At 64.5% G+C, this 19509-nt stretch carries 19 protein-coding genes; 13 read left to right on the top strand and 6 right to left on the bottom strand.

What is annotated here, in order from left to right; all coding sequences use genetic code 11:
* The first annotated feature begins 224 nt into the window (after nt 1–224).
* Nucleotides 225–1175, top strand: a complete 951-nt coding sequence (locus ACLCGK_RS15010) for an IS110 family transposase (RefSeq protein WP_410951390.1) — start codon at nt 225–227, stop codon at nt 1173–1175.
* 252 nt (nt 1176–1427) lie between these two features.
* A complete protein-coding gene (locus ACLCGK_RS15005; RefSeq protein WP_013974374.1) occupies nt 1428–2024 on the top strand; it encodes a MarC family protein in 597 nt (198 codons plus the stop codon).
* Between the two features lie 7 nt (nt 2025–2031).
* On the opposite strand, the gene ACLCGK_RS15000 is transcribed toward ACLCGK_RS15005, so the two are convergent.
* The 6 genes from ACLCGK_RS15000 to cobG form a co-directional block, all read right to left on the bottom strand.
* A complete protein-coding gene (locus tag ACLCGK_RS15000; protein WP_410952280.1) occupies nt 2032–2685 on the bottom strand; it encodes a hypothetical protein in 654 nt (217 codons plus the stop codon).
* A 59-nt stretch (nt 2686–2744) separates the two neighbouring features.
* On the bottom strand, nt 2745–3425 hold the full coding sequence (locus ACLCGK_RS14995) for a hypothetical protein (RefSeq protein WP_061303513.1): 681 nt from the start codon (nt 3423–3425) through the stop codon (nt 2745–2747).
* Between the two features lie 93 nt (nt 3426–3518).
* Nucleotides 3519–5216 carry a precorrin-3B C(17)-methyltransferase gene (gene cobJ / locus ACLCGK_RS14990; RefSeq protein ID WP_410952279.1) on the bottom strand — a complete coding sequence of 566 codons (1698 nt, stop codon included), beginning with the start codon at nt 5214–5216 and terminating at the stop codon, nt 3519–3521.
* A complete protein-coding gene (locus ACLCGK_RS14985) occupies nt 5204–5938 on the bottom strand; it encodes a precorrin-2 C(20)-methyltransferase (protein WP_410952278.1) in 735 nt (244 codons plus the stop codon). Before ACLCGK_RS14985 ends, cobJ begins: the two co-directional genes overlap by 13 nt.
* Nucleotides 5935–6561 carry a precorrin-8X methylmutase gene (locus ACLCGK_RS14980; protein WP_003257545.1) on the bottom strand — a complete coding sequence of 209 codons (627 nt, stop codon included), beginning with the start codon at nt 6559–6561 and terminating at the stop codon, nt 5935–5937. The genes ACLCGK_RS14985 and ACLCGK_RS14980 overlap by 4 nt, the downstream gene beginning before the upstream one ends.
* Entirely contained in the window at nt 6554–7885 is a 1332-nt protein-coding gene (cobG, locus tag ACLCGK_RS14975; RefSeq protein ID WP_410952277.1) for a precorrin-3B synthase, read from the bottom strand. The genes ACLCGK_RS14980 and cobG overlap by 8 nt, the downstream gene beginning before the upstream one ends.
* A gap of 243 nt (nt 7886–8128) precedes the next feature.
* Here cobG and cbiE point away from each other — a divergent pair, with 243 nt between their 5' ends.
* The 11 genes from cbiE (at nt 8129) to cycA (ending at nt 19381) form a co-directional block, all read left to right on the top strand.
* Nucleotides 8129–9340 (top strand): precorrin-6y C5,15-methyltransferase (decarboxylating) subunit CbiE, encoded by a 1212-nt coding sequence (gene cbiE / locus ACLCGK_RS14970; RefSeq protein ID WP_410952276.1) that lies wholly within the window; start codon nt 8129–8131, stop codon nt 9338–9340.
* Nucleotides 9333–10427 carry a cobalt-precorrin-5B (C(1))-methyltransferase gene (locus tag ACLCGK_RS14965; protein ID WP_410952275.1) on the top strand — a complete coding sequence of 365 codons (1095 nt, stop codon included), beginning with the start codon at nt 9333–9335 and terminating at the stop codon, nt 10425–10427. The genes cbiE and ACLCGK_RS14965 overlap by 8 nt, the downstream gene beginning before the upstream one ends.
* Nucleotides 10424–11146 (top strand): cobalt-precorrin-6A reductase, encoded by a 723-nt coding sequence (locus ACLCGK_RS14960; RefSeq protein WP_015271962.1) that lies wholly within the window; start codon nt 10424–10426, stop codon nt 11144–11146. Before ACLCGK_RS14965 ends, ACLCGK_RS14960 begins: the two co-directional genes overlap by 4 nt.
* A 132-nt stretch (nt 11147–11278) precedes the next feature.
* Nucleotides 11279–11716, top strand: coding sequence for an NfeD family protein (locus tag ACLCGK_RS14955; protein WP_410952274.1), 438 nt, complete (start codon nt 11279–11281; stop codon nt 11714–11716).
* 26 nt (nt 11717–11742) lie between these two features.
* Nucleotides 11743–12597, top strand: coding sequence for an SPFH domain-containing protein (locus ACLCGK_RS14950; RefSeq protein ID WP_013974384.1), 855 nt, complete (start codon nt 11743–11745; stop codon nt 12595–12597).
* A 214-nt stretch (nt 12598–12811) separates the two neighbouring features.
* A complete protein-coding gene (locus tag ACLCGK_RS14945) occupies nt 12812–13201 on the top strand; it encodes a DUF2946 domain-containing protein (RefSeq protein WP_024087799.1) in 390 nt (129 codons plus the stop codon).
* 47 nt (nt 13202–13248) lie between these two features.
* Nucleotides 13249–13734 carry a copper chaperone PCu(A)C gene (locus ACLCGK_RS14940; RefSeq protein ID WP_025340794.1) on the top strand — a complete coding sequence of 162 codons (486 nt, stop codon included), beginning with the start codon at nt 13249–13251 and terminating at the stop codon, nt 13732–13734.
* Nucleotides 13735–13757: 23 nt separating this feature from the next.
* Nucleotides 13758–14189, top strand: a complete 432-nt coding sequence (locus tag ACLCGK_RS14935; protein WP_410952273.1) for a DUF2946 domain-containing protein — start codon at nt 13758–13760, stop codon at nt 14187–14189.
* 68 nt (nt 14190–14257) lie between these two features.
* On the top strand, nt 14258–16309 hold the full coding sequence (locus ACLCGK_RS14930) for a TonB-dependent copper receptor (protein ID WP_410952272.1): 2052 nt from the start codon (nt 14258–14260) through the stop codon (nt 16307–16309).
* Between the two features lie 64 nt (nt 16310–16373).
* A complete protein-coding gene (locus tag ACLCGK_RS14925; protein ID WP_410952271.1) occupies nt 16374–17741 on the top strand; it encodes a PepSY-associated TM helix domain-containing protein in 1368 nt (455 codons plus the stop codon).
* 233 nt (nt 17742–17974) lie between these two features.
* The gene (gene cycA / locus ACLCGK_RS14920; protein WP_410952270.1) at nt 17975–19381 is read left to right on the top strand and encodes a D-serine/D-alanine/glycine transporter; all 1407 of its coding nucleotides are present in this window, start codon (nt 17975–17977) and stop codon (nt 19379–19381) included.
* Nucleotides 19382–19509: the final 128 nt, after the last annotated feature.

The following is a 19509-nucleotide window of genomic DNA, read 5'->3' as shown; positions in this document are numbered from 1 at the left end:
GGCAAGCCAGCTTGTGTCTTCAAGGTCTCTTAAACTCGAAAGGGTGAGAGCAGTGGATGGCAGACTGAAAGCCAGATGTGCTCTAAAGCACGAGTGGGAGCCTAGTCGCCATCCACCTCTCACTCTGACCTAAGCCCGAACAGTTGAATGAGTGGCGAACTCGTAGTCACAAGCTAGGGCTAAGTCAGAGTGCTCTCACTTCTTGAGTGTAAGAGGGCTTGGCGATGATTTCCTACTTCGTTGGTCTCGACGTTTCGAAAGCGACTCTGGATGTGGGCTTTCTTCCTGAAAGTATTCCCCAGTTCCAGGTCAGGAATGACCCAGAGGGCTTTGCGCAACTGATCGCATGCCTGAACGAGCTTGAGGTCGAACGGGTCTTGCTGGAAGCCACTGGTGGCTATGAACGAGCCGTATTCAAAGCCTTGCGACTGGAGGGTTTGAACGTCATCAGGGTCAACCCCAAGCGCTGTCGGGACTATGCGAGTGCCATGGGCAAAATTGCCAAGACTGACAAGATCGACGCCCAGATGCTGGCGCGGTTTGCCAGGGATTTCGAGGACTTGCCGCAGATAGAGCCTAATCAAGATCGGGATGAACTGGGAGAGCTCATCAAACTCCGTGGCAATCTTGTCCAGCATCGGGATGATGACAAGCGTCGGATGAAACAAACCACTTCAGTTACGGCCATTACCGTTTATACCGAGCATGTCGCTTACCTGAATGATCAGATTAAGGCTTTGGACAAGGCGATTGAGCGCGCCTCGAACGTGCTGGATCGCACGACAGCCATGCGGCTAAGGTCTGTGAAAGGGATTGGCGTCATCAGTTGTGGCACCTTCATGGCCTACCTACCTGAGCTGGGACGCGTGACGGGGCGCGAAATTGCAGCCTTGGCTGGGTTAGCGCCGTACAACAAAGACAGCGGCAAGAAGAGTGGCCCGAGGAAGATCGAAGGCGGGCGTTACAGAGTCCGCAAGGCGGCCTACATGTCGATCTGGTCAATGATCCAGCATGTCCCAGAAGTTAGAACCCGCTATGAAGACCTGATAGCCCGAGGCAAGTGCGCAAAAGTTGCCGCAGTGGCGTGCATGCGCGTGTTGCTGGTGCGCCTGAACGCAATGCTGCGTGACGGAACGGAGTGGAAAGAGCTCAAGCCTCAGGTACCCGCAACCTGATCACGAACGAGGATCGATTTTCTACAAATGCGGGCTTCGCCAACGACACCGCTACGCGGTATCGAGCGAAGCCCTGCCCGAATGGCACGCTTGAAAATAAATTTCTAAAGACAGTTGCTCCCACACCGACCGCACCGATCTCAAGATATGCACAGTACCTGTGGGAGCTGGCTTGCCGGCGATTAGGCCAGTGAAGACAACCACGATCCTACTGATACACTTCCCCTCACCTTTCCTGCCAGGGGCTTCCCCATGCTCCATGAGTTGTTCAGCGTCTACCTGAAAATGCTCGTGCTCTACAGCCCGTTCTTCGTGCTGTCGTGCTTCATCAGCCTGACCCGCGGCCATTCCAGCAAGGAGCGCAAGCAGCTGGCATGGAAGGTGGCCATCGCCGCACTCATCGCCAGTGTCCTGCTGTACCTGTTCGGTCGGGCGATCTTCGGCATCTTCGGCATCACCGCCGACGCCTTCCGCATCGGCGCTGGCAGTGTGCTGTTCATTTCGGCACTGGGCATGGCCCAAGGCAAGTCTGCGGTACAGGCCGACAACGTGCAGCAGGATGTCACCATCGTGCCGCTGACCATCCCGCTCACCGTCGGCCCGGGCACCATCGGTGCACTGCTGGTAATGGGCGTCGGCCACCCGCACTGGGACGACAAGCTGTTGGCCATCATCAGCATCGCCCTGGCCAGCTTCACCGTCGGCCTGGTGCTGTACTTGTCGCACCGTATCGAGCGCATACTCGGCGACCAGGGCCTGCAGATCGTCAGCCGGCTGATGGGGCTGTTCGTCTGCGCCCTGGCTGCGCAAATCATCTTTACCGGTATCAAAGGCTACCTGGCGCCATAGCCATTGCCTAATGCAGGTCGAACCGATACTCCCCTTGTGCATCCTTGGTTTTCATCAATGCCTCCAGCTCATCTCGCTGGTGTTGGAAACGCCCGTTATCCAGCTGCAAGGAAACGCCCTTGAACCCGGCTTCACCCTCCAGCGCCTTTTCGACCAGCAGCATGTCCTGGGGTATGCCGGCGATCGGTGCGTCGAATTGGAAGGTGATACTGCAAAGATCGAGGACCGGGCCCGGCTTGAGCAAGCCAAGCTCGATCACCAGTTGCGAACCCTGCGTGCTGAACTTCAGCTGGTGACGAAAACCTTCGATCGATCGGCCCAGGCCACTTCTTACTGCAGCCAGCACAGCCTCATGACGGATCGAGCGCATCTTCAGCCACGCCTCGAGTGGCTGTATCTGCGCGCTGCGCGCGGGCTGCCCCAGCTGTTTCAAGTCATGCGTACTGGCCAGCTTGATCCAGCCCAGTTGCCGGTATGCCTCGCGATAGGTGTCATACCAGGCTTCATAGTTGTCAAAGCGTGACCCCGCATTCCTGTTGGCCACCAACTGGGCGTAAAGGATGGAGTCGAAGGCAGCCTGGCGTTGAATCTGGCCAGCGTCCGCGCGATACAGTAATGCCGTCCCGCCAATCAACATCAGTTGTTCAGCTGTTCTGTCCATTGCTTTGCCTCGTCACAAAGAGCCGAACAAGGCGGCGTTGCAACAACGCCGCCCTGCAATCAGATGTCGTACTGGAGAACGTTCTCGACGCTGCGCACGCCGAGTTTGTTTTCCACGGTTTCGCGGACCTTGTCGTAGACGAAAGTGTTGAGGGTGAGCACAGCCATGCCGGCGTAGTACTCGGTCTTTTCCAGCTTCCACTGGATACCCAGGATGTCATCTTCCAGTTTGGGGGCAGAGGCCTGGATGCAGCTCACCACCATGACCACATCGTTGTTGTCGGTTTCGACGCAGGCGGCCATCCCGACCATGCCCCTGACCTTGTTCTTGCGCTTGTGATCGACCACCTTGACGTCATTTTCGACGGTGGTGAGTTTGTCGAAAGCCGCCTTGGCCAGCACACCCAACTTGGTACCACCCAGCACTGCATTGCCGACCGCACCGATCGCCCGTATAGCGACAGCGCCTACGGTGACAGACAACTCGGCAGAGGTTTCCAGCTCGAAGGTGCGACGAGGGATGGTAAAGCCAAGATCACGCATGACATCGATGAACCGGTCGTACCACTCCCTGCTCTGTTTTTCGGCATCGAAGGACTTGTCAGCCACCAAGGTGGCAAAGTGGAAGGCGTTCTTTACGTCATGACGGCTTTGCGAAGACATGCCTGCGCCGCAGGCCAGCAGGTTGCCTTCGACCAGGATGGCTGTGTCGGTCGCAGTGACTTGTGTTTCTGTGGACATGTGGAAACTCCTAGATGGTTGCCCCCCGAGTCAGGGGCGACCACCTTAGCCAGCGCGCCCAGGATGCAGCGCGCTGAAGGGTTTCCGGTGCAACTAGTCAGCCGACGGGTACCAACGCGGGGTGTAGGCCCACACCCCGCCCGACAAGCGAGGAAACACGCAGGTTGTAGATGAGCCGACAAGCACCATGGTGCGCATGTCGACCATTTCCGGCAGCAGTTCGGCCAATGTGACGACCTTCAGCGTCTGCCCCGGCCTACCGATGTCACGGCCAAGGACTACAGGCGTGTTACCCTCGCGGTGCCGACGCACGACCTCCAGCGCTACCCCAAGCTGGTGCGGCCTGGCCTTGGAAATCGGGTTGTAGAATGCCAGCACCAGGTCGGCCTGGGCCGCCAGGTCCAGGCGCTTTTCAATGATCGACCACGGCTTGAGGTTGTCGGACAGCGACATCACACAGAAGTCATGCCCCAGCGGCGCGCCCGCCTGTGCGGCCGTCGCGAGCGAGGCCGACACCCCTGGCAGGATCTCGAGATCCACCCGGTGCCAAGCCGGGTCCGTGGACTCGTGCAGCGCTTCAAGTACCGCAGCCGCCATGGCGAACACCCCCGGGTCGCCCGACGAAACCACCACCACCGAACGGCCCTGAGCCGCGAGTTCGAAGGCATGCCGGGCACGCTGCATCTCTTCACGGTTGTCGGTGCAGTGCAGTACCTGGTCGTCACGGAACGGGCCGGCCATGCGCACGTAGGTTTCGTAACCGAGCACATCCTCGGCCCGCGCCAGCTCGGCCTTGACCGCCGGCACCATCAGCTCGGCTGCACCCGGCCCCAGGCCGATGACCGCCAGGCGACCCCGGCGACGACCGATCTGCGCAACTTCGACCGGGGCAGGCGCCACCGCGATGACCACGTCTGCCACCTCGATCAGCTGCGCAGCAGGCAATGCCGCGGCAACCATGCTGGCGAGATCATGCGTCCTGGCAGCAAAGCGCAAGGCAACCCCCAGGGCCTGTGCGGCCTCGTGCAGGGCGCTATCGGCCATGGCTTGCTCGTCGGCCAGCAGGCAGGCCACTGCCGGCTCGGCGATGCCGGCCTGCTGCAATGCCGACCGGATACTGGCCAGGCTACCGCCAGCAACACCCACCACCACCGAACGCGGGTGGATCAGCAGCTCGTCGCGGCTGGCCGGGCGCGCCTGGTGCCCCACATGGATGGTACGCCGGGCCGCCTCACTGGCAGGCAGCTGCGCCTGCTGCAGCCACGGCGCGTCACCTTCGATGCGCACCGCCTCGCCAGCCAGCAGGTCAGAGACGAAGCGCTTGCCTTGCTCGATATCCGCCAGCGCATAACCTTGCGGCGGGTTCAGCAGGCAAGTGCCGAAACGCAACTCGCCGCTGGTGGTGATAGCCGCAGCAACGCCCAGAGCTTCAGCGATTTCGCGCGCCATCACGTTCACACCGCCAAGGCCACCGAGCAACGGCACTACCGCGCTGCCGTCTTCGGCCACGGCCAGTACCGGCGGCTCGACACCTTTCTCGCTGAGCAGGCTGGCCAGGCTGCGGATGACGATACCCGCCGCGCACAAGGCAATGATCGGAGTGTTCTGCTGGTACAGCCCACGCAGGGTATCGCCGAACGCGGTGTAGCAAAGGTCGGCACCCTCGACCCGGCCTTCCAGGCCATGGATCGATGCTTGTGGATAACACTGCTGGATACGCTGCGCCGTGGCCAGGCTGCCCTGGCCAAGGATGACGATCGCCGGTGCCTGGTGCATGTTCAGCCCTGCCATTTTTCACCCGGCACGATGATCAGCGAGAAGTACGGCGACGACTGTGGGTCGACCTGGTCCAGCGGCACGATCTTCTGGTTGGCCATGGTCGCCCGCTCCACATACAGCGCACGCCCGTCCAGGCCCAGTTCGGCCAGCACTTCGCGCACCTTGGGGAAGTTGCGGCCAAGCTTCATGATCACCGCCGCGTCGGCGTCGGCCAGGCGACGCTTGAGCTCTTCGGCCGGCAACACGCCAGACAGCACCGACAGGCTCTGGTTGCGGTAAACCAGCGGCGCGCCCAGTACCGAGGCGCCACCGAGCATCGAGCAGACGCCGGGGATCACTTCGGCCTCGTAGCGCTGCGCCAGGCGGTCGTGCAGGTACATGTAGGAACCATAGAAGAACGGGTCGCCTTCACAGATAACCGCCACGTCGCGGCCGGCATCCAGGTGCTCGGCTACCAGCACGCTGGCCTCGTCGTAGAAGTCGCTGATCACCTGTTCATAGGACAGCGGCGCTGGCAGCGCTTCGGTGGTTACCGGGTAGACCAGCGGCAGCAGGGTCTGCTCGGGCTGCAGGTGCGCCTCGATGATGCCGAAGGCGTTGCCGCGCTTGCCCTTGGCCACGAAGTAGCCAACCACTGGCGCTTCACGCAGCAGGCGCAGGGCCTTGAGGGTAATCAGTTCTGGGTCGCCAGGGCCCACGCCCAGGCCCAGCAGACGTCCACGCGGCGCCATCATTCCACCTCCGTGGCCAAGGCGTTGACCGCAGCTGCGGCCATCGCGCTGCCGCCCAGGCGGCCCTGCATGATCACGAACGGCACGCCACGGCTGTCGGCGGCGAGCATCGCCTTGGACTCGGCGGCACCGACAAAGCCGACCGGGAAGCCGAGGATCAGTGCTGGTTTCGGGGCGCCGGCGTCGAGCATTTCCAGCAGATAGAACAGTGCGGTAGGCGCATTGCCGATCACCACCACACTGCCTTCCAGGTGCGGCCGCCACAGTTCCAGGGCCACGGCGGAACGGGTGTTGCCGGCGTCTTTCGCCAGGCCCGGTACGCTCGGGTCGCGCAGGGTGCAGATGACCTTGTTGTCGGCGGGCAGCCGGGCGCGGGTGATGCCTTCGGCGACCATGTGCGCATCGCACAGAATCGGCGCGCCGTTCAGCAACGCCTCGCGCCCGGCCCGGCCGGCGCCTTCGGAGAACTGCAGGCCATCGATGGCGTCGACCATGCCACAGGCGTGGATCACGCGCACGGCGAGCTTTTCGAGGTCTGCGGGGATCCGCTCGAGTCGGGCTTCCTCGCGGATGATCCGGAAGGAATTGCGATAGATCTCCTGACCATCGCGGATGTAGTCAATCATCAAGGTGCTCCGTCGGCAGGTCGAGCATGGCGCCTGCTTCATTCAAGGTAAGGTCGGTGGCGCGCAGGGCGCCGAAGCCCGGCTGGCGCGCATCACGCAGGTACAGGTCGTAACGGCCCGGCGCGCGGGCCAGCAGGGTGGCCGGGGCAACATGGGCCACGGCGCAGGATCGGGGGCAACCGGACAAGTGCACGCTGCCGGGCACGCCAGGGCCGAGCAGTGCAGCCAGGGTGACGGCGTCGGCCTTGGTCTCGCCCAGGGCCTTGGCACAGCCACTGGCGCCGGTACAGGCGCTTATGCGGGCCAGTGGCTCATGGTCGTGGCATAGCAGGCCCAGTGCGGACAACCCGGCCTGGGCGTGGTCGATGTGTTGCGCTTGCAGGTTGGTCAGCACCAGGCTTTGCCATGGGCTCAGGCGCAGGCTGCCATCGCCATGTTCACGGGCAACGCGCGCAGCGCCACGCAGCATGGCCGGGGTCAGGCGCCCCTGCGGCGGGGCAACGCCCAAGGCGACGCCCTGCGCCTGGGGCAGAACGCCCAGCCACGAGGCGCTGCGCGGTTCACGTCGCCATGCGAGCACGGCGGCATCGCGGCGGATGGCCAGGCCGAGCCCGTCGATGAAATCGGTTGCCGAACATACCTCGAGCAACTGGCGCATGCGCGACTGTGCCGGGGTGGCCAGGTCGAGGAAGCGCTCCAGCACCGCACGCACCAGCACCAGGCCTTGGTCCGCCGGCACCGCACCGAGCACCTGGCCGTCTGCCGGGCAACCTGCCAGGCCAAACGCCAGCCAGGTCTGCTGCCCCAGGCGCAGGGCAGACAGCCACAGGTCATGGGGGTGTTCGAGCATGGCCAGGTTTTCGCCGGCATCCAGCTGCACGGCGAACTTGGCCGACAACTGGTGAAAACGCGGGGTGCCCTCCAGCAGGTCGAGGATCTGCCCGGCCAACGGTCGAGCGTCCAGCAGAATCGCCGGGTCATGCCCGGCCAGCGGGCTGAGCATCAGGTTGCGCACATCGTCACCGGCGGCATCACGTGGGCCCAGGCCGGCAGCGAGCAGTGTCTCGACCAGGCCGCGATGGTCGCTGCCGATGCCGCGAATCTGCAGGTTGCCGCGGTTGGTGGCCTCGATCACGCCACCGGCGAAACGCTCGGCAGCCGCCGCCACTGCGTCGGCCTGGTCGGCCAGCAGCAGGCCGCCCGGCAGCTTGATGCGGCAGATGCCGCCATCACGGGCACTGACGATGCGCCACAACCCCGGGCAGGCCGAGGGACGGGGCGATACATGGGAGGCATGGGCCTGGGTCAAAGGGGCGTCCGGCAATCTGTGAAAATGCGCTTGAGTGTAGAAGGCGCGGTATTATGCCTGCTTTGTCCGGCGGCATGAAAAGCCGGTGGTCGAGCATCATCGACGATCGAGTAGAAATTCAGGACCGCGTCGCCTTCTTCGCGGGCATGCCCGCTCCCACAGGATCACCGCTGCCCTCAACGGCTGCGCTGTACCTGTGGGAGCGGGCGAGCCCGCGAAGTGGCGCGCAGCGGCCCCAAAAATGGCGGAATGAAATACATGGCACCCTGGCTGACAGTAGTAGGTATCGGCGAAGACGGCTTCAGCGGCCTGGGCAAGCAGGCCAGGCGCGCGCTGCTGGGCGCTGCGCGGATCTTCGGCAGCCCGCGCCAGCTGGCCTTGCTGCCACGCTGCGTGGCCGGCGAACGGCTGGGCTGGCCAAGCCCGTTCTCGCTGGCCCCGGTCCTGGCTCTGCGCGGTGAGCCAGTATGCGTGCTGGCCAGCGGCGACCCCATGTTCTACGGCGTAGGCGCCAGCCTGGCGCGCCAACTGCCCGCCGCTGAAATACGCGTGCTGTCGATGCCCTCCTCCTGCGCCCTGGCCGCCGCCCGCCTGGGCTGGCCACTGCAGGACGTGCAGGTGGTATCGCTGGTCGCTCGGCCCCTGGCAGCGCTAAATGCCCATCTGCACAGCGGTGTGCGCCTGCTGGTGCTGAGCAACGACGGCGACAGCCCGGCAGCAATTGCCACGCAGCTGCGCGAGCGGGGCTTCGGGCCAAGCCGCCTGCGAGTCTTCGAACACTTGGGTGGCGTGGACGAACGTGAGTTGGCCGGCACCGCCCAGGACTGGCCGCACAGCGATGTCGCCGCGCTCAACCTGGTAGCCATCGAGTGCCTGGCCACGCCCGAGGCGCCGCGCCTGCACCGGCTGGCCGGGTTGCCGGACAGCGCCTTCCGGCATGACGGCCAGCTGACCAAGCGCGACGTCCGCGCCATTACCCTGGCCCGCCTGGCACCACAGCCCGGCGAGTTGCTGTGGGACGTGGGCGCCGGCTGCGGCTCGATCGGCATCGAATGGATGCGCGCCCACCCGGCCTGCCGCGCCTTGGCCATCGAGGCCGACGAAGGCCGCCAGGGCTTCATCGAACACAACCGCGATGCGTTGGGTGTACCCGGCCTGCAACTGGTCCGCGGCAAGGCACCAGCGGCGCTGGAAGGCCTGGAGCAACCGGATGCGATCTTCATCGGTGGCGGCGTCACCCGCGAAGGTGTGCTCGACCTGTGCTGGGCAAGCCTGCGCCCAGGCGGCCGGCTGGTAGCCAATGCGGTGACCCTGCAAAGCGAACTGGCCCTGGCGCATTTCCGTGAACGCCACGGTGGCGAGCTGACCCGCATCCATGTCGCCCATGCCCAGCCATTGGGCGCGTTCGACACTTGGCGCCAGGCGCTGCCGATCACCTTGCTGGACGTGGTGAAACCCGCCGATGCGTGAAGAAACCCGCGAACAGCCCGCCCCCCTGCGCAGCGGCCTGACCACCGGCAGCTGCGCCACTGCCACCAGCCTGGCGGCAGCGCGCTTGCTGCTGGGAGGCGAGAGCAGCGACGCCGTCAGCATCACCCTGCCCAAGGGCAAGGTGGTGCAGATGCGCCTGGAGTTCTGCCGCCTCACCAGCCAAGGTGCCGAAGCGGGCACGCTCAAGGACGCCGGCGACGACCCGGACGTGACCCACGGCGCCCTGCTCTATAGCCAGGTTCGCCTGCTGGCCGAACCTGGCATCCGTTTTGTCGCCGGCACCGGCGTCGGCACCGTGACCCGCCCGGGGCTGGTGCTGGCGGTGGGTGAGCCGGCCATCAACCCGGTGCCACGGCGCATGATCAGCGACCACCTGCAACGCTTGGCAGACGAATGCAGCTACCCCGGCGGTTTCGAAGTCACGGTCAATGTGCAGGGCGGCGAGCAACTGGCCCTGAAGACCATGAACCCGCGGCTGGGCATCCTCGGCGGTCTGTCGATCCTCGGCACCAGCGGCATCGTGCGGCCGTTTTCCTGCGCGGCCTACATTGCCTCGATCCACCAGGGCATCGACGTCGCCCACACCAACGGCTACACGCATATCGCCGCATGCACCGGAAACGCCAGCGAAGACACCATGCGCCGCGTCTATGGCCTGCCGGAAATAGCCCTGATCGAAATGGGCGACTTCGTGGGTGCGGTGCTCAAGCACCTGCGCAAGGTACCGGTGCCACGCCTGACCCTGTGCGGCGGTTTCGGCAAGATCAGCAAACTGGCTGCCGGGCACATGGACCTGCACAGCCGTCATTCCAGCATCGACCTGCCGCAACTGGCCGGCTGGGCGGCGGACATCGGCGCCGACGCAGTGCTGCAGGCATCGATCATTACTGCCAACACCAGCCAACAGGCCCTGGCACTGGCCCATGCAGCCGGCATTCCCTTGGGTGACGCGGTGTGCGCCCACGCCCTGGCCTTCGCCCGCAGCGTGGTGCCGGCGCAGGTGCAGGTGGAGGTGTTCGCCATCGATCGCCAGGGTGGCATCGTCGGCCGGGCGGGTGTGCAATGAACGGGCGCATCCTGCTGCTGGGCGGCGTCACCGAAGCCCTGGCCATCGCTCGCCGCCTGGGCCCGCAGCATGTCTACAGCCTGGCGGGCATCGGCCGGGTGCCGCAGGACCTGCAATGCCAGGTTCGGGTCGGCGGCTTTGGCGGTGCCGAAGGGCTGGCGAACTACCTGCACGATGCAGGCATCACGTTGCTGATCGATGCTACCCATCCCTATGCCGCGCAGATCAGCCGCAACGCGGCCAACGCCGCACGCTTGGCCGGTATTCCGTGCTGGGCCTTGCGCCGCCCGGCCTGGCAGACACAAGCGGGGGACGACTGGCGCGAAGTCGAGAATTGGGCGGGATTGATCGAGGCACTCAAGCCGTTTCGCAGGCCATTGTTCACGCTCGGGCGTGAGCCGCTGCAACATCTGGACGAGATACCGCTGGAGCAGTTCTGGACCTTGCGTGCGTTGGAAACGTGCCCTGGCAACGATCGCTGCGAAGTGATTGGCGCGCGCGGGCCGTTCCATATCGAGGATGAGCGGGCGTTGTTCCAGCGCCGCAAGATCGATGTGCTGATCAGCAAGAACAGTGGCAGCGTAGCGACCGAACCGAAGCTGGAGGTGGCGCGGGAGCTGGGGATACCTGTGCTGATCCTGAAGCGACCGGCTTTGCCGGATGTGGACCGGGCATTCGATTCGCCAGCCGACCTGGCTGCGGCACTCGACCTGCAGTAACAAATGTCGCAAGCACACTGCAGCCCCCCTGTGGCCTACAGTATGTTCGGACTTTTCTTGCAAACCATGAAGTGGCCATGTGCCGCACTGCTGCCTTAAACTCGGCACTCCCCCCCGGAAGGCGCTACCCATATGGAAATGCAATGGTGGATCTGGCTGGTCTTCGGCATCGCGCTGATCCTGCTCGAACTGGTCCTGCCGACGTTCTTCATCCTCTGGTTCGGCATCGGCGCCGTGCTGGTATCGCTCATTTCGCTGGCCGCCCCAAGCCTGCAACTGGACATGCAGGTGCTGCTGTGGGTTTTGATGTCGTCAGTCACCACGGCACTGTGGTTCAAGCTGTTCCGGCGCAAGCAACCAGACGTGCGCTGGACCGCCGAAAGCGTGATCGGTGAAGTGGGGCTGCTGACTGCTGGTGTCTCGGAGTTCCAGAAAGGCCGTGTGCGCTTCCAGAAGCCTATCCTCGGCAACGAGGAATGGACCTGCATCGCCGACAGCGAGATCGCGGTCGGCGAGCGGGTACGCCTGACCGCCATCGAAGGGAACACCGCCCGGGTCATTCGGGCCTGAATCCGCACTAAAAGGAATTTCGCATCATGACCAGCCTCATCGTCGTCGTCGCCATCGCCCTGTTCGTGCTGATCACCGTGTTCAAGGGGGTGCGCATCGTGCCCCAGGGCGAAGAATGGGTCGTCGAGCGCCTGGGCCGCTACCAGAGCACGCTCAAGCCCGGCCTGAACATCGTCATCCCGTACATGGACGTGGTCGCCTACCGCCTGCCTACCAAGGACATCATCCTCGATGTGCAGCAGCAGGAAATCATCACCCGGGACAACGCCGTGATCGTCGCCAACGCCCTGTGCTTCGCCAAGGTGGTCGACCCACAGAAGGCCTCCTATGGCGTGCAGGACTTCTCGTTCGCCGTCACCAGCCTGACCATGACCTCGCTGCGCGCCATCGTCGGGGCCATGGACCTGGACGAAGCGCTGTCCAGCCGCGAGCAGATCAAGGCGCGCCTGCGCGAGGCGATGTCCGAGCAGACCGAAGACTGGGGCGTGACCGTACGCTCGGTGGAAATCCAGGACATCAAACCCTCGGAGAACATGCAACTGGCCATGGAGCGCCAGGCGGCAGCCGAGCGTGAGCGCAAGGCCGACGTGACCCGTGCCGAAGGGGCCAAGCAGGCGGCGATTCTGGAAGCAGAAGCACGCTTGCAGGCTGCCAGGCTGGATGCCGAAGCGCAGATCAGCCTGGCCGAGGCCTCGGCGCGGGCGATTTCGCTGGTCAAGGACGCGGTCGGCAACGAGACCGTGCCGGCGATGTACCTGCTGGGCGAGCGCTATGTGGGGGCCATGGAGAACCTGGCGGGCAGCAGCAATGCCAAGGTGGTGGTGCTGCCGGCAGACCTGCAGGAGACCGTGCGTGGGTTGATGGGCCGCAACAAGGCTTGAGGGTACCTTGATCTTCATCGCCGGCAAGCCAGCTCCCACAGGTTTACCACAGGCCCTGAAATCTGTGCGGGTCCCTGTGGGAGCTGGCTTGCCGGCGATTGGGCTGCAAAGCTGCCCCTCGAAGGGCCCGGCCTGCGTCACTTCACCGCACCCCGCCATTTTTACCTATACTCCGCCTTACAATACCCACCACGATTCCTGACCGGATCTCTCCATGCCCCCACGTCGGCACATCGCCTGGATAGCCTGCCTTGCAGTGCTGTTCAACCTGCTGGCCATGCCGCTGTCTTCCGCCGCGCCCAAGGGCCCGGCCGAACAGCTGCTGTGGGGGGCCTTCTGTTCCAGCATGGCCAACAAGGCCAAGGTCGACGTCCAGGCCCTGGCCAAGATCGACCTCGGCCCGCAAAGCGACGACAGCGCCAGCATGATGAATTGCTGGTGCTGCTCCGGTGCCGCGCCACTGCTGGCCTTGCCCGGCTACCCGCCGCAGCTGCACAACCCGCCGATACTGCTGGCCGGCCTGCTGCCGCCACCCGCCGACTACCACGCCACGCCGCGCCAACTCTGGCCGGCGCTCAACCCCCGTGCCTCTCCGCTGGCCTGAGTTCTTCACGCTGTCTGCCTGAACCTGAACAGAAACGGAGATTCACCATGCTCAAGCACGCCCTCGTCATGGCCGCCCTGTTGCTGCCCGGCGCCTTTGCCAATGCCCACGAATACAGCGTGGGTGACCTGCACATCGCCCACCCCTGGTCACTGCAACTGCCCCCCAACGCCCCCAACGTCGCGGCGTATTTCGTGGTGCACAACAATGGCCAGGCCGACGACCGCCTGCTCAGCGTCGACAGCCCCATCAGCGATGACGCACAACTGCACGAGCATGCCATGAGCGCCAGCGGTGCCATGAAGATGCAGCAGGTGCCCAGCGTGGTGGTGCCCGCTGGCAAGGACCTGACCTTCGCCCCCAGCGCCTACCATGTGATGCTGATGCAGCCCAAGGACCGCAGCCTGCTCAGCGACGGCAAGCGCTTCCCGTTGACCCTGCACTTCGAAAAGGCCGGCGATATCACCGTCGATGTGGCCGTGCAGAAGCAGGCGCCGACGGACCAGCCGCAAGCCCACGAACACGCGCACTGATCAGCCGCTGAAAGGCACTCGCCATGAGCCTGCCGCGCAACAGCATCAGCCGTACCACTAGCCCTGACCGCAGGCGCGCCGGTGGCGGATGGCTGAGCCTGTTCGCCATGTGGATGATCTTCATCGGCCCGCTGATTTCCCAGTCGATGCCGATGGACCACCACGCCGGCATGAGCATGCCGATGGACATGCCGATGGCCACCGCCCATCAGCATGGCGGCGACACCCATCACGGCCAGACTGGCGATGGCCAGCTGCATGTGATGTGGGAAAAGTGCGGTTACTGCAGCCTGTTGTTCAACTGCCCGGCCCTGCCCCAGACCCTCAGCCCGCTCAGTGCCAGCAGCGTCGTACCCACCACCCACCTGTTCGCACCCACGCGCCAGGGCCATGCCCGGCAGGCTGTATTCCCCGGCGCGCGCAGCCGCGCCCCACCTTCCTCGATCAACGTCTGAACCCACACTTTTTGCGCACGAAGCCAGGAGGCTTCGCGCTGACTCATGACTGATCGACTGGAATCATTATGTCCGGCTGCACCCCTGTTTTTGCCTTGTCCCTGCGAGGGACCATCGCCGCCGTATGCGGCTCGCTGCTCGCGCCCGTGGCCCTGGCCGCCGACCCAGGCCATGAAGGCCATGCACACGACGCCCCCGAGCTGAGCCCGACGGTGATCACCGCCGTGGCCCCGAGCTCGCCGCTGACCGTGGTCACCAACCCGAAAGACCCGCGCCAGCCGGTGCCGGCCAGCGACGGCGCCGACTACCTGAAGACTATCCCCGGCTTCTCGGCCATCCGCGCCGGCGGCACCAACGGCGACCCGGTACTGCGCGGCATGTTCGGCTCGCGCCTGAACATCCTCACCAATGGCGGCCTGATGCTGGGCGCCTGCCCCAACCGCATGGATGCCCCCACGTCGTACATTTCGCCGGAAACCTACGACCGCCTGACCGTGATCAAAGGCCCGCAAAGCGTGATCTGGGGCCCGGGCGGCTCGGCGGGCACCATCCTCTTCGAGCGCGAGCCGGAGAAGTTCGGCACCCTCGGCAGCCGGGTCAACGCCAGCCTGCTGGCCGGCTCCAACGGCCGCTTCGACAAGGTGCTGGACACCGCCGCCGGCAACGACCAGGCCTACGCCCGCTTCGTCGGCAACCAGTCGCGCTCGGACGACTACCATGACGGCGATGACAACACCGTGCCGTCACGCTGGGACAAGTGGAATGGCGATGTCGCCCTCGGCTGGACCCCCGACCAGGACACCCTGCTGGAACTCACCGCCGGCAAGGGCGATGGTGAGGCCCGCTATGCCGGGCGTGGCATGGACGGCTCGCAGTTCAAACGCGAAAGCCTGGGCCTGCGTTTCGAAAAATCCAACCTCGGCGAGGTGCTCGACAAGGTCGAGGCGCAGGTCTACTACAACTACGCCGACCACGTGATGGACAACTACAGCCTGCGCACGCCTTCGGGCAGCGGCATGATGGGCATGCCGATGGTCAGCAACGTCGACCGCCGCACCATGGGCGCACGCATCAAGGCCACCTGGCGCTGGGCCGATGTGCAACTGATCGGCGGCATCGACGCGCAGACCAACGAACATCGCAAACGCGGCGGCATGGGTGTGGACGCGCACAAGGGCCAGGCCTGGACCAAGGACGCCGACTTCCACAACTACGGTGCCTTCGGCGAGCTGACCTGGTACGTCAGCGGTGAGGACCGCATGATTACCGGTGCCCGCCTGGACCGCGCCTCGGCCCGCGACTTCCGCGCAACCAGCGCCACCAACGGCGACACCCGCGCCGATACCCTGCCCAGCGGTTTCGTCCGCTACGAGCACGACCTGGCAGCCATCCCGGCCACCACGTACATCGGCCTTGGTCATGCCCAGCGTTTCCCCGATTACTGGGAGCTGTTCTCGCCCAAGCTGGCACCACCCGGTGCGGCCAATGCTTTCGACGGTATCAAACCAGAGAAGACCACCCAGCTCGACTTCGGTGTCCAGTACCGTGACGAGCGCATGGAAGCCTGGGCATCTGGCTACATCGGGCAGATCCGCGACTACATCCTGTTCGACTACCAGGGAATGAGCTCCCAGGCTCGCAACATCGACGCCCGCATCATGGGCGGCGAACTGGGCGCGGCCTACCAGCTGACGGAAAACTGGAAGGCCGACGCCACGCTGGCCTACGCCTGGGGCAAGAACAGCAGTGACGGCACAGCACTGCCGCAAATGCCGCCTCTGGAAAGCCGCCTGGGCCTGACCTACAGCCGCGATGTGTGGAGCGTCGGCGCACTGTGGCGGCTGGTGGCGGCGCAGAACCGCATCGCCGAGAACCAGGGCAACGTGGTCGGCAAGGACTACGACAACAGCGCCGGCTTCGGCGTGTTCTCGATCAATGGCGCCTACAAGGTAAGCAACCACCTCAAGCTCAGCGCGGGGGTCGACAACCTGTTCGACAAGACCTACGCCGAGCACTTGAACCTGGCCGGGAACGCCGGGTTCGGCTACCCGGCTACCGATCCACAGCCGGTCAACGAGCCAGGCAGGACCTTCTGGACCAAGGTCGACTTCAGCTTCTGACAACAACAACAACAACGGGCGCGGCGCAGGTCGCGCCCATCTGCTGGTCAAACAGGAGGTTCCCATGAGAGGAACACGCATCAACTTCTACAACCTGGCCTGGCGTTGGCACTTCTATGCGGGGCTGTTCGTGGCCCCGTTCATGATCCTGCTGGCAATCACCGGGATCATCTACCTGTTCAAGCCGCAGCTCGACCCGCTGCTGTACCGCGAGCTGATGGTGGTCGAAGCCGGCCACCACCGACAGGGCGCGGACACGATGCTGGCCGAGGTGCGCAAGGCCTACCCCGAGGGCCACGTTGGCCAGTACCTGCCGCCGCTGGACGCCGAACGCAGCGCACAATTCGTGGTGCATGACGCCGGGCGCGAACTGAACGTGTTCGTCGACCCCTACAGCGGCAAAGTCCTTGGCGAACAGGATGGCAAGCAGAACCTGCAGGCCATCGCCCGCGCCCTGCATGGCGAACTGATGGTCGGCACGGTCGGTGACCGCCTGGTAGAACTGGCCGCGGGCTGGGGCATCGTGCTGGTGGTGTCGGGCCTGTACTTGTGGTGGCCACGCGGGCGCAATGGCGCTGGCGTGCTGTGGCCACGGCTGTCGGCACGCGGCCGAATGTTCTGGCGCGACCTGCATGCGGTAACCGGCTTCTGGGGCTCGGCCTTGTTGCTGCTGATGCTGGTCAGCGGCATGACCTGGACCGGCCTGTGGGGCAAGCAGTACGCCGACTTGTGGAACCGCTTTCCGGCGGCCATGTGGAACGACGTGCCCAAGTCGGACCAACAGGCGGGTGAACTCAACAGCGCGCACCGCCAGACCGTGCCGTGGGCGATGGAAAACACGCCGATGCCACAGTCCGGTGCACACGCCGAACATACCGGGCATCACATGACGTCGAGCGCGCCGGCAGCGCCACAGATAAGCCTGCAGCAAGTCGAAGACATCGCAACCGCGCGCCAGGTCGAGCCGGGTTACAGCATTACCGCGCCGACCACGGCCGATGGCGTGTTCACCATCGCCGTATTCGCCGACGACCCGCGCAACGACGCCACCCTGCATGTCGACCAGTACACCGGCAAGGTGCTGGCCGATGTGCGCTGGCAGGACTACAGCCCGGTCGCCCGTGCCACCGAGCTGGGTGTGATGCTGCATGAAGGCAAGATGTTCGGGGCGTTCAACCAGATCATCATCCTGCTGGTGTGCCTGATGATCTTGCTGGGCTCGGTGAGCGGGCTGGTGATGTGGTGGAAGCGCAGGCCGGCCGGCGGGCTGGGTGTGCCGCCGCTGCGCCATGACTTGCCGCGCTGGAAAGTAGCGGTGGGGGTGATGCTGGTGCTGGGGTTGATGTTCCCGCTGGTGGGGGTGTCGATGGTGGTGATGTGGCTGGTGGATAGCCTAGTGGTCAGGCGCGGCCGGGTGCTGGCCAGCGCTTGAGTCTTAGCCTGTACCGGCCTCTTCGCGGGCTTGCCCGCTCCCACAGAATAACCACAGATTTCAAGGCCTGTGGTGCACCTGTGGGAGCGGGCAAGCCCGCGAAGAGGCCGGCACAGGCACAACACTGCTACCCAAAAGTCGAGTCGATCTGTCGCGCCCCGAACTGGAACGCGCGTGTTAGCCTAGCCGGCTACCTCTGACAAGACGACCGACCGTCCAACGGAATGCAGCCTATGACGCAAACCTCACCCACAGCGCCAGATGAACAGCATCTGCAGCGCAACCTGACCAACCGCCACATCCAGCTGATCGCCATTGGCGGCGCAATCGGTACCGGCCTGTTCATGGGCTCGGGCAAGACTATCAGCCTGGCCGGGCCGTCGATCATCTTCGTCTACATGATCATCGGCTTCATGCTGTTCTTCGTCATGCGCGCCATGGGCGAACTGCTGCTGTCGAACCTCAACTACAAGTCGTTCATCGATTTTTCCGCCGACCTGCTCGGCACCTGGGCAGGCTACTTCACCGGCTGGACCTACTGGTTCTGCTGGGTGGTCACCGGCATCGCCGACGTGGTCGCGATCGCGGCATATACACAGTTCTGGTTCCCTGAACTGCCGCAGTGGATACCGGCGCTGACCTGCGTAGGGCTGCTGCTGTCGCTGAACCTGGTGACGGTGAAGATGTTCGGTGAAATGGAGTTCTGGTTCGCCCTGATCAAGATCGTCGCCATCATCGGCCTGGTCGCCACCGGCCTGTACATGGTCATCACCGGCTTCACCTCGCCCAGCGGGCGCACCGCACAACTGGCCAACCTGTGGAATGACGGCGGCATGTTCCCCAATGGCCTGATGGGCTTCTTCGCCGGCTTCCAGATCGCCGTGTTCGCTTTCGTCGGCATCGAGTTGGTGGGTACAACCGCCGCCGAAGCGAAGAACCCGGAGCGCACCCTGCCGCGGGCGATCAACTCGATCCCGGTACGCATCATCGTGTTCTATGTGCTGGCGCTGATCGCGATCATGGCCGTGACCCCATGGCGCGACGTGGTGCCGGGCAAGAGCCCGTTCGTGGAGTTGTTCGTGCTGGCCGGCCTGCCGGCGGCGGCGAGCATCATCAACTTCGTGGTGCTGACCTCGGCGGCCTCGTCGGCCAACAGCGGCGTGTTCTCCACCAGCCGCATGCTCTACGGCCTGAGCCAGGAGGGTGACGCACCCAAGGCCTTCGAGAAGCTGTCGAGCCGCTCGGTACCAGCCAACGGCCTGTACTTCTCCTGCACCTGCCTGCTGCTGGGCGCAGTGCTGATCTACCTGGTGCCGAACGTGGTCGAGGCATTCACCCTGGTCACCACCGTTTCGGCGGTGCTGTTCATGTTCGTCTGGACACTGATCCTGCTGTCGTACCTGAAGTACCGCAACCACCGCGCGGCACTGCACCAGGCCTCGAAGTACAAGATGCCGGGCGGGCGCTTCATGTGCTACGTGTGCCTGGTGTTCTTTGCCTTCATCCTGGTGTTGCTGAGCCTGGAGGACGATACCCGTGCGGCGTTGCTGGTGACGCCGATCTGGTTCGTGCTGCTGGCGGTGACCTATCAGGGTGTGCGCAGCAAGCGCCATCCGCGCACGGCTGTGCGTAACGGCTGATGCCCCTGGGGGCTGCTCTGCAGCCCTTTCGCCGGCAAACCAGCTCCCACAGGGACAGCGCATGGCTCGAGGCCGATGCGGTCGAGGTGGGAGCTGGCTTGCCAGCGACGGGGCGCCACGCGGCCCCC

It is taken from the genome of Pseudomonas sp. S1(2024) (assembly GCF_046557535.1).
This window is presented reverse-complemented; position numbering and strand designations above follow the sequence as displayed.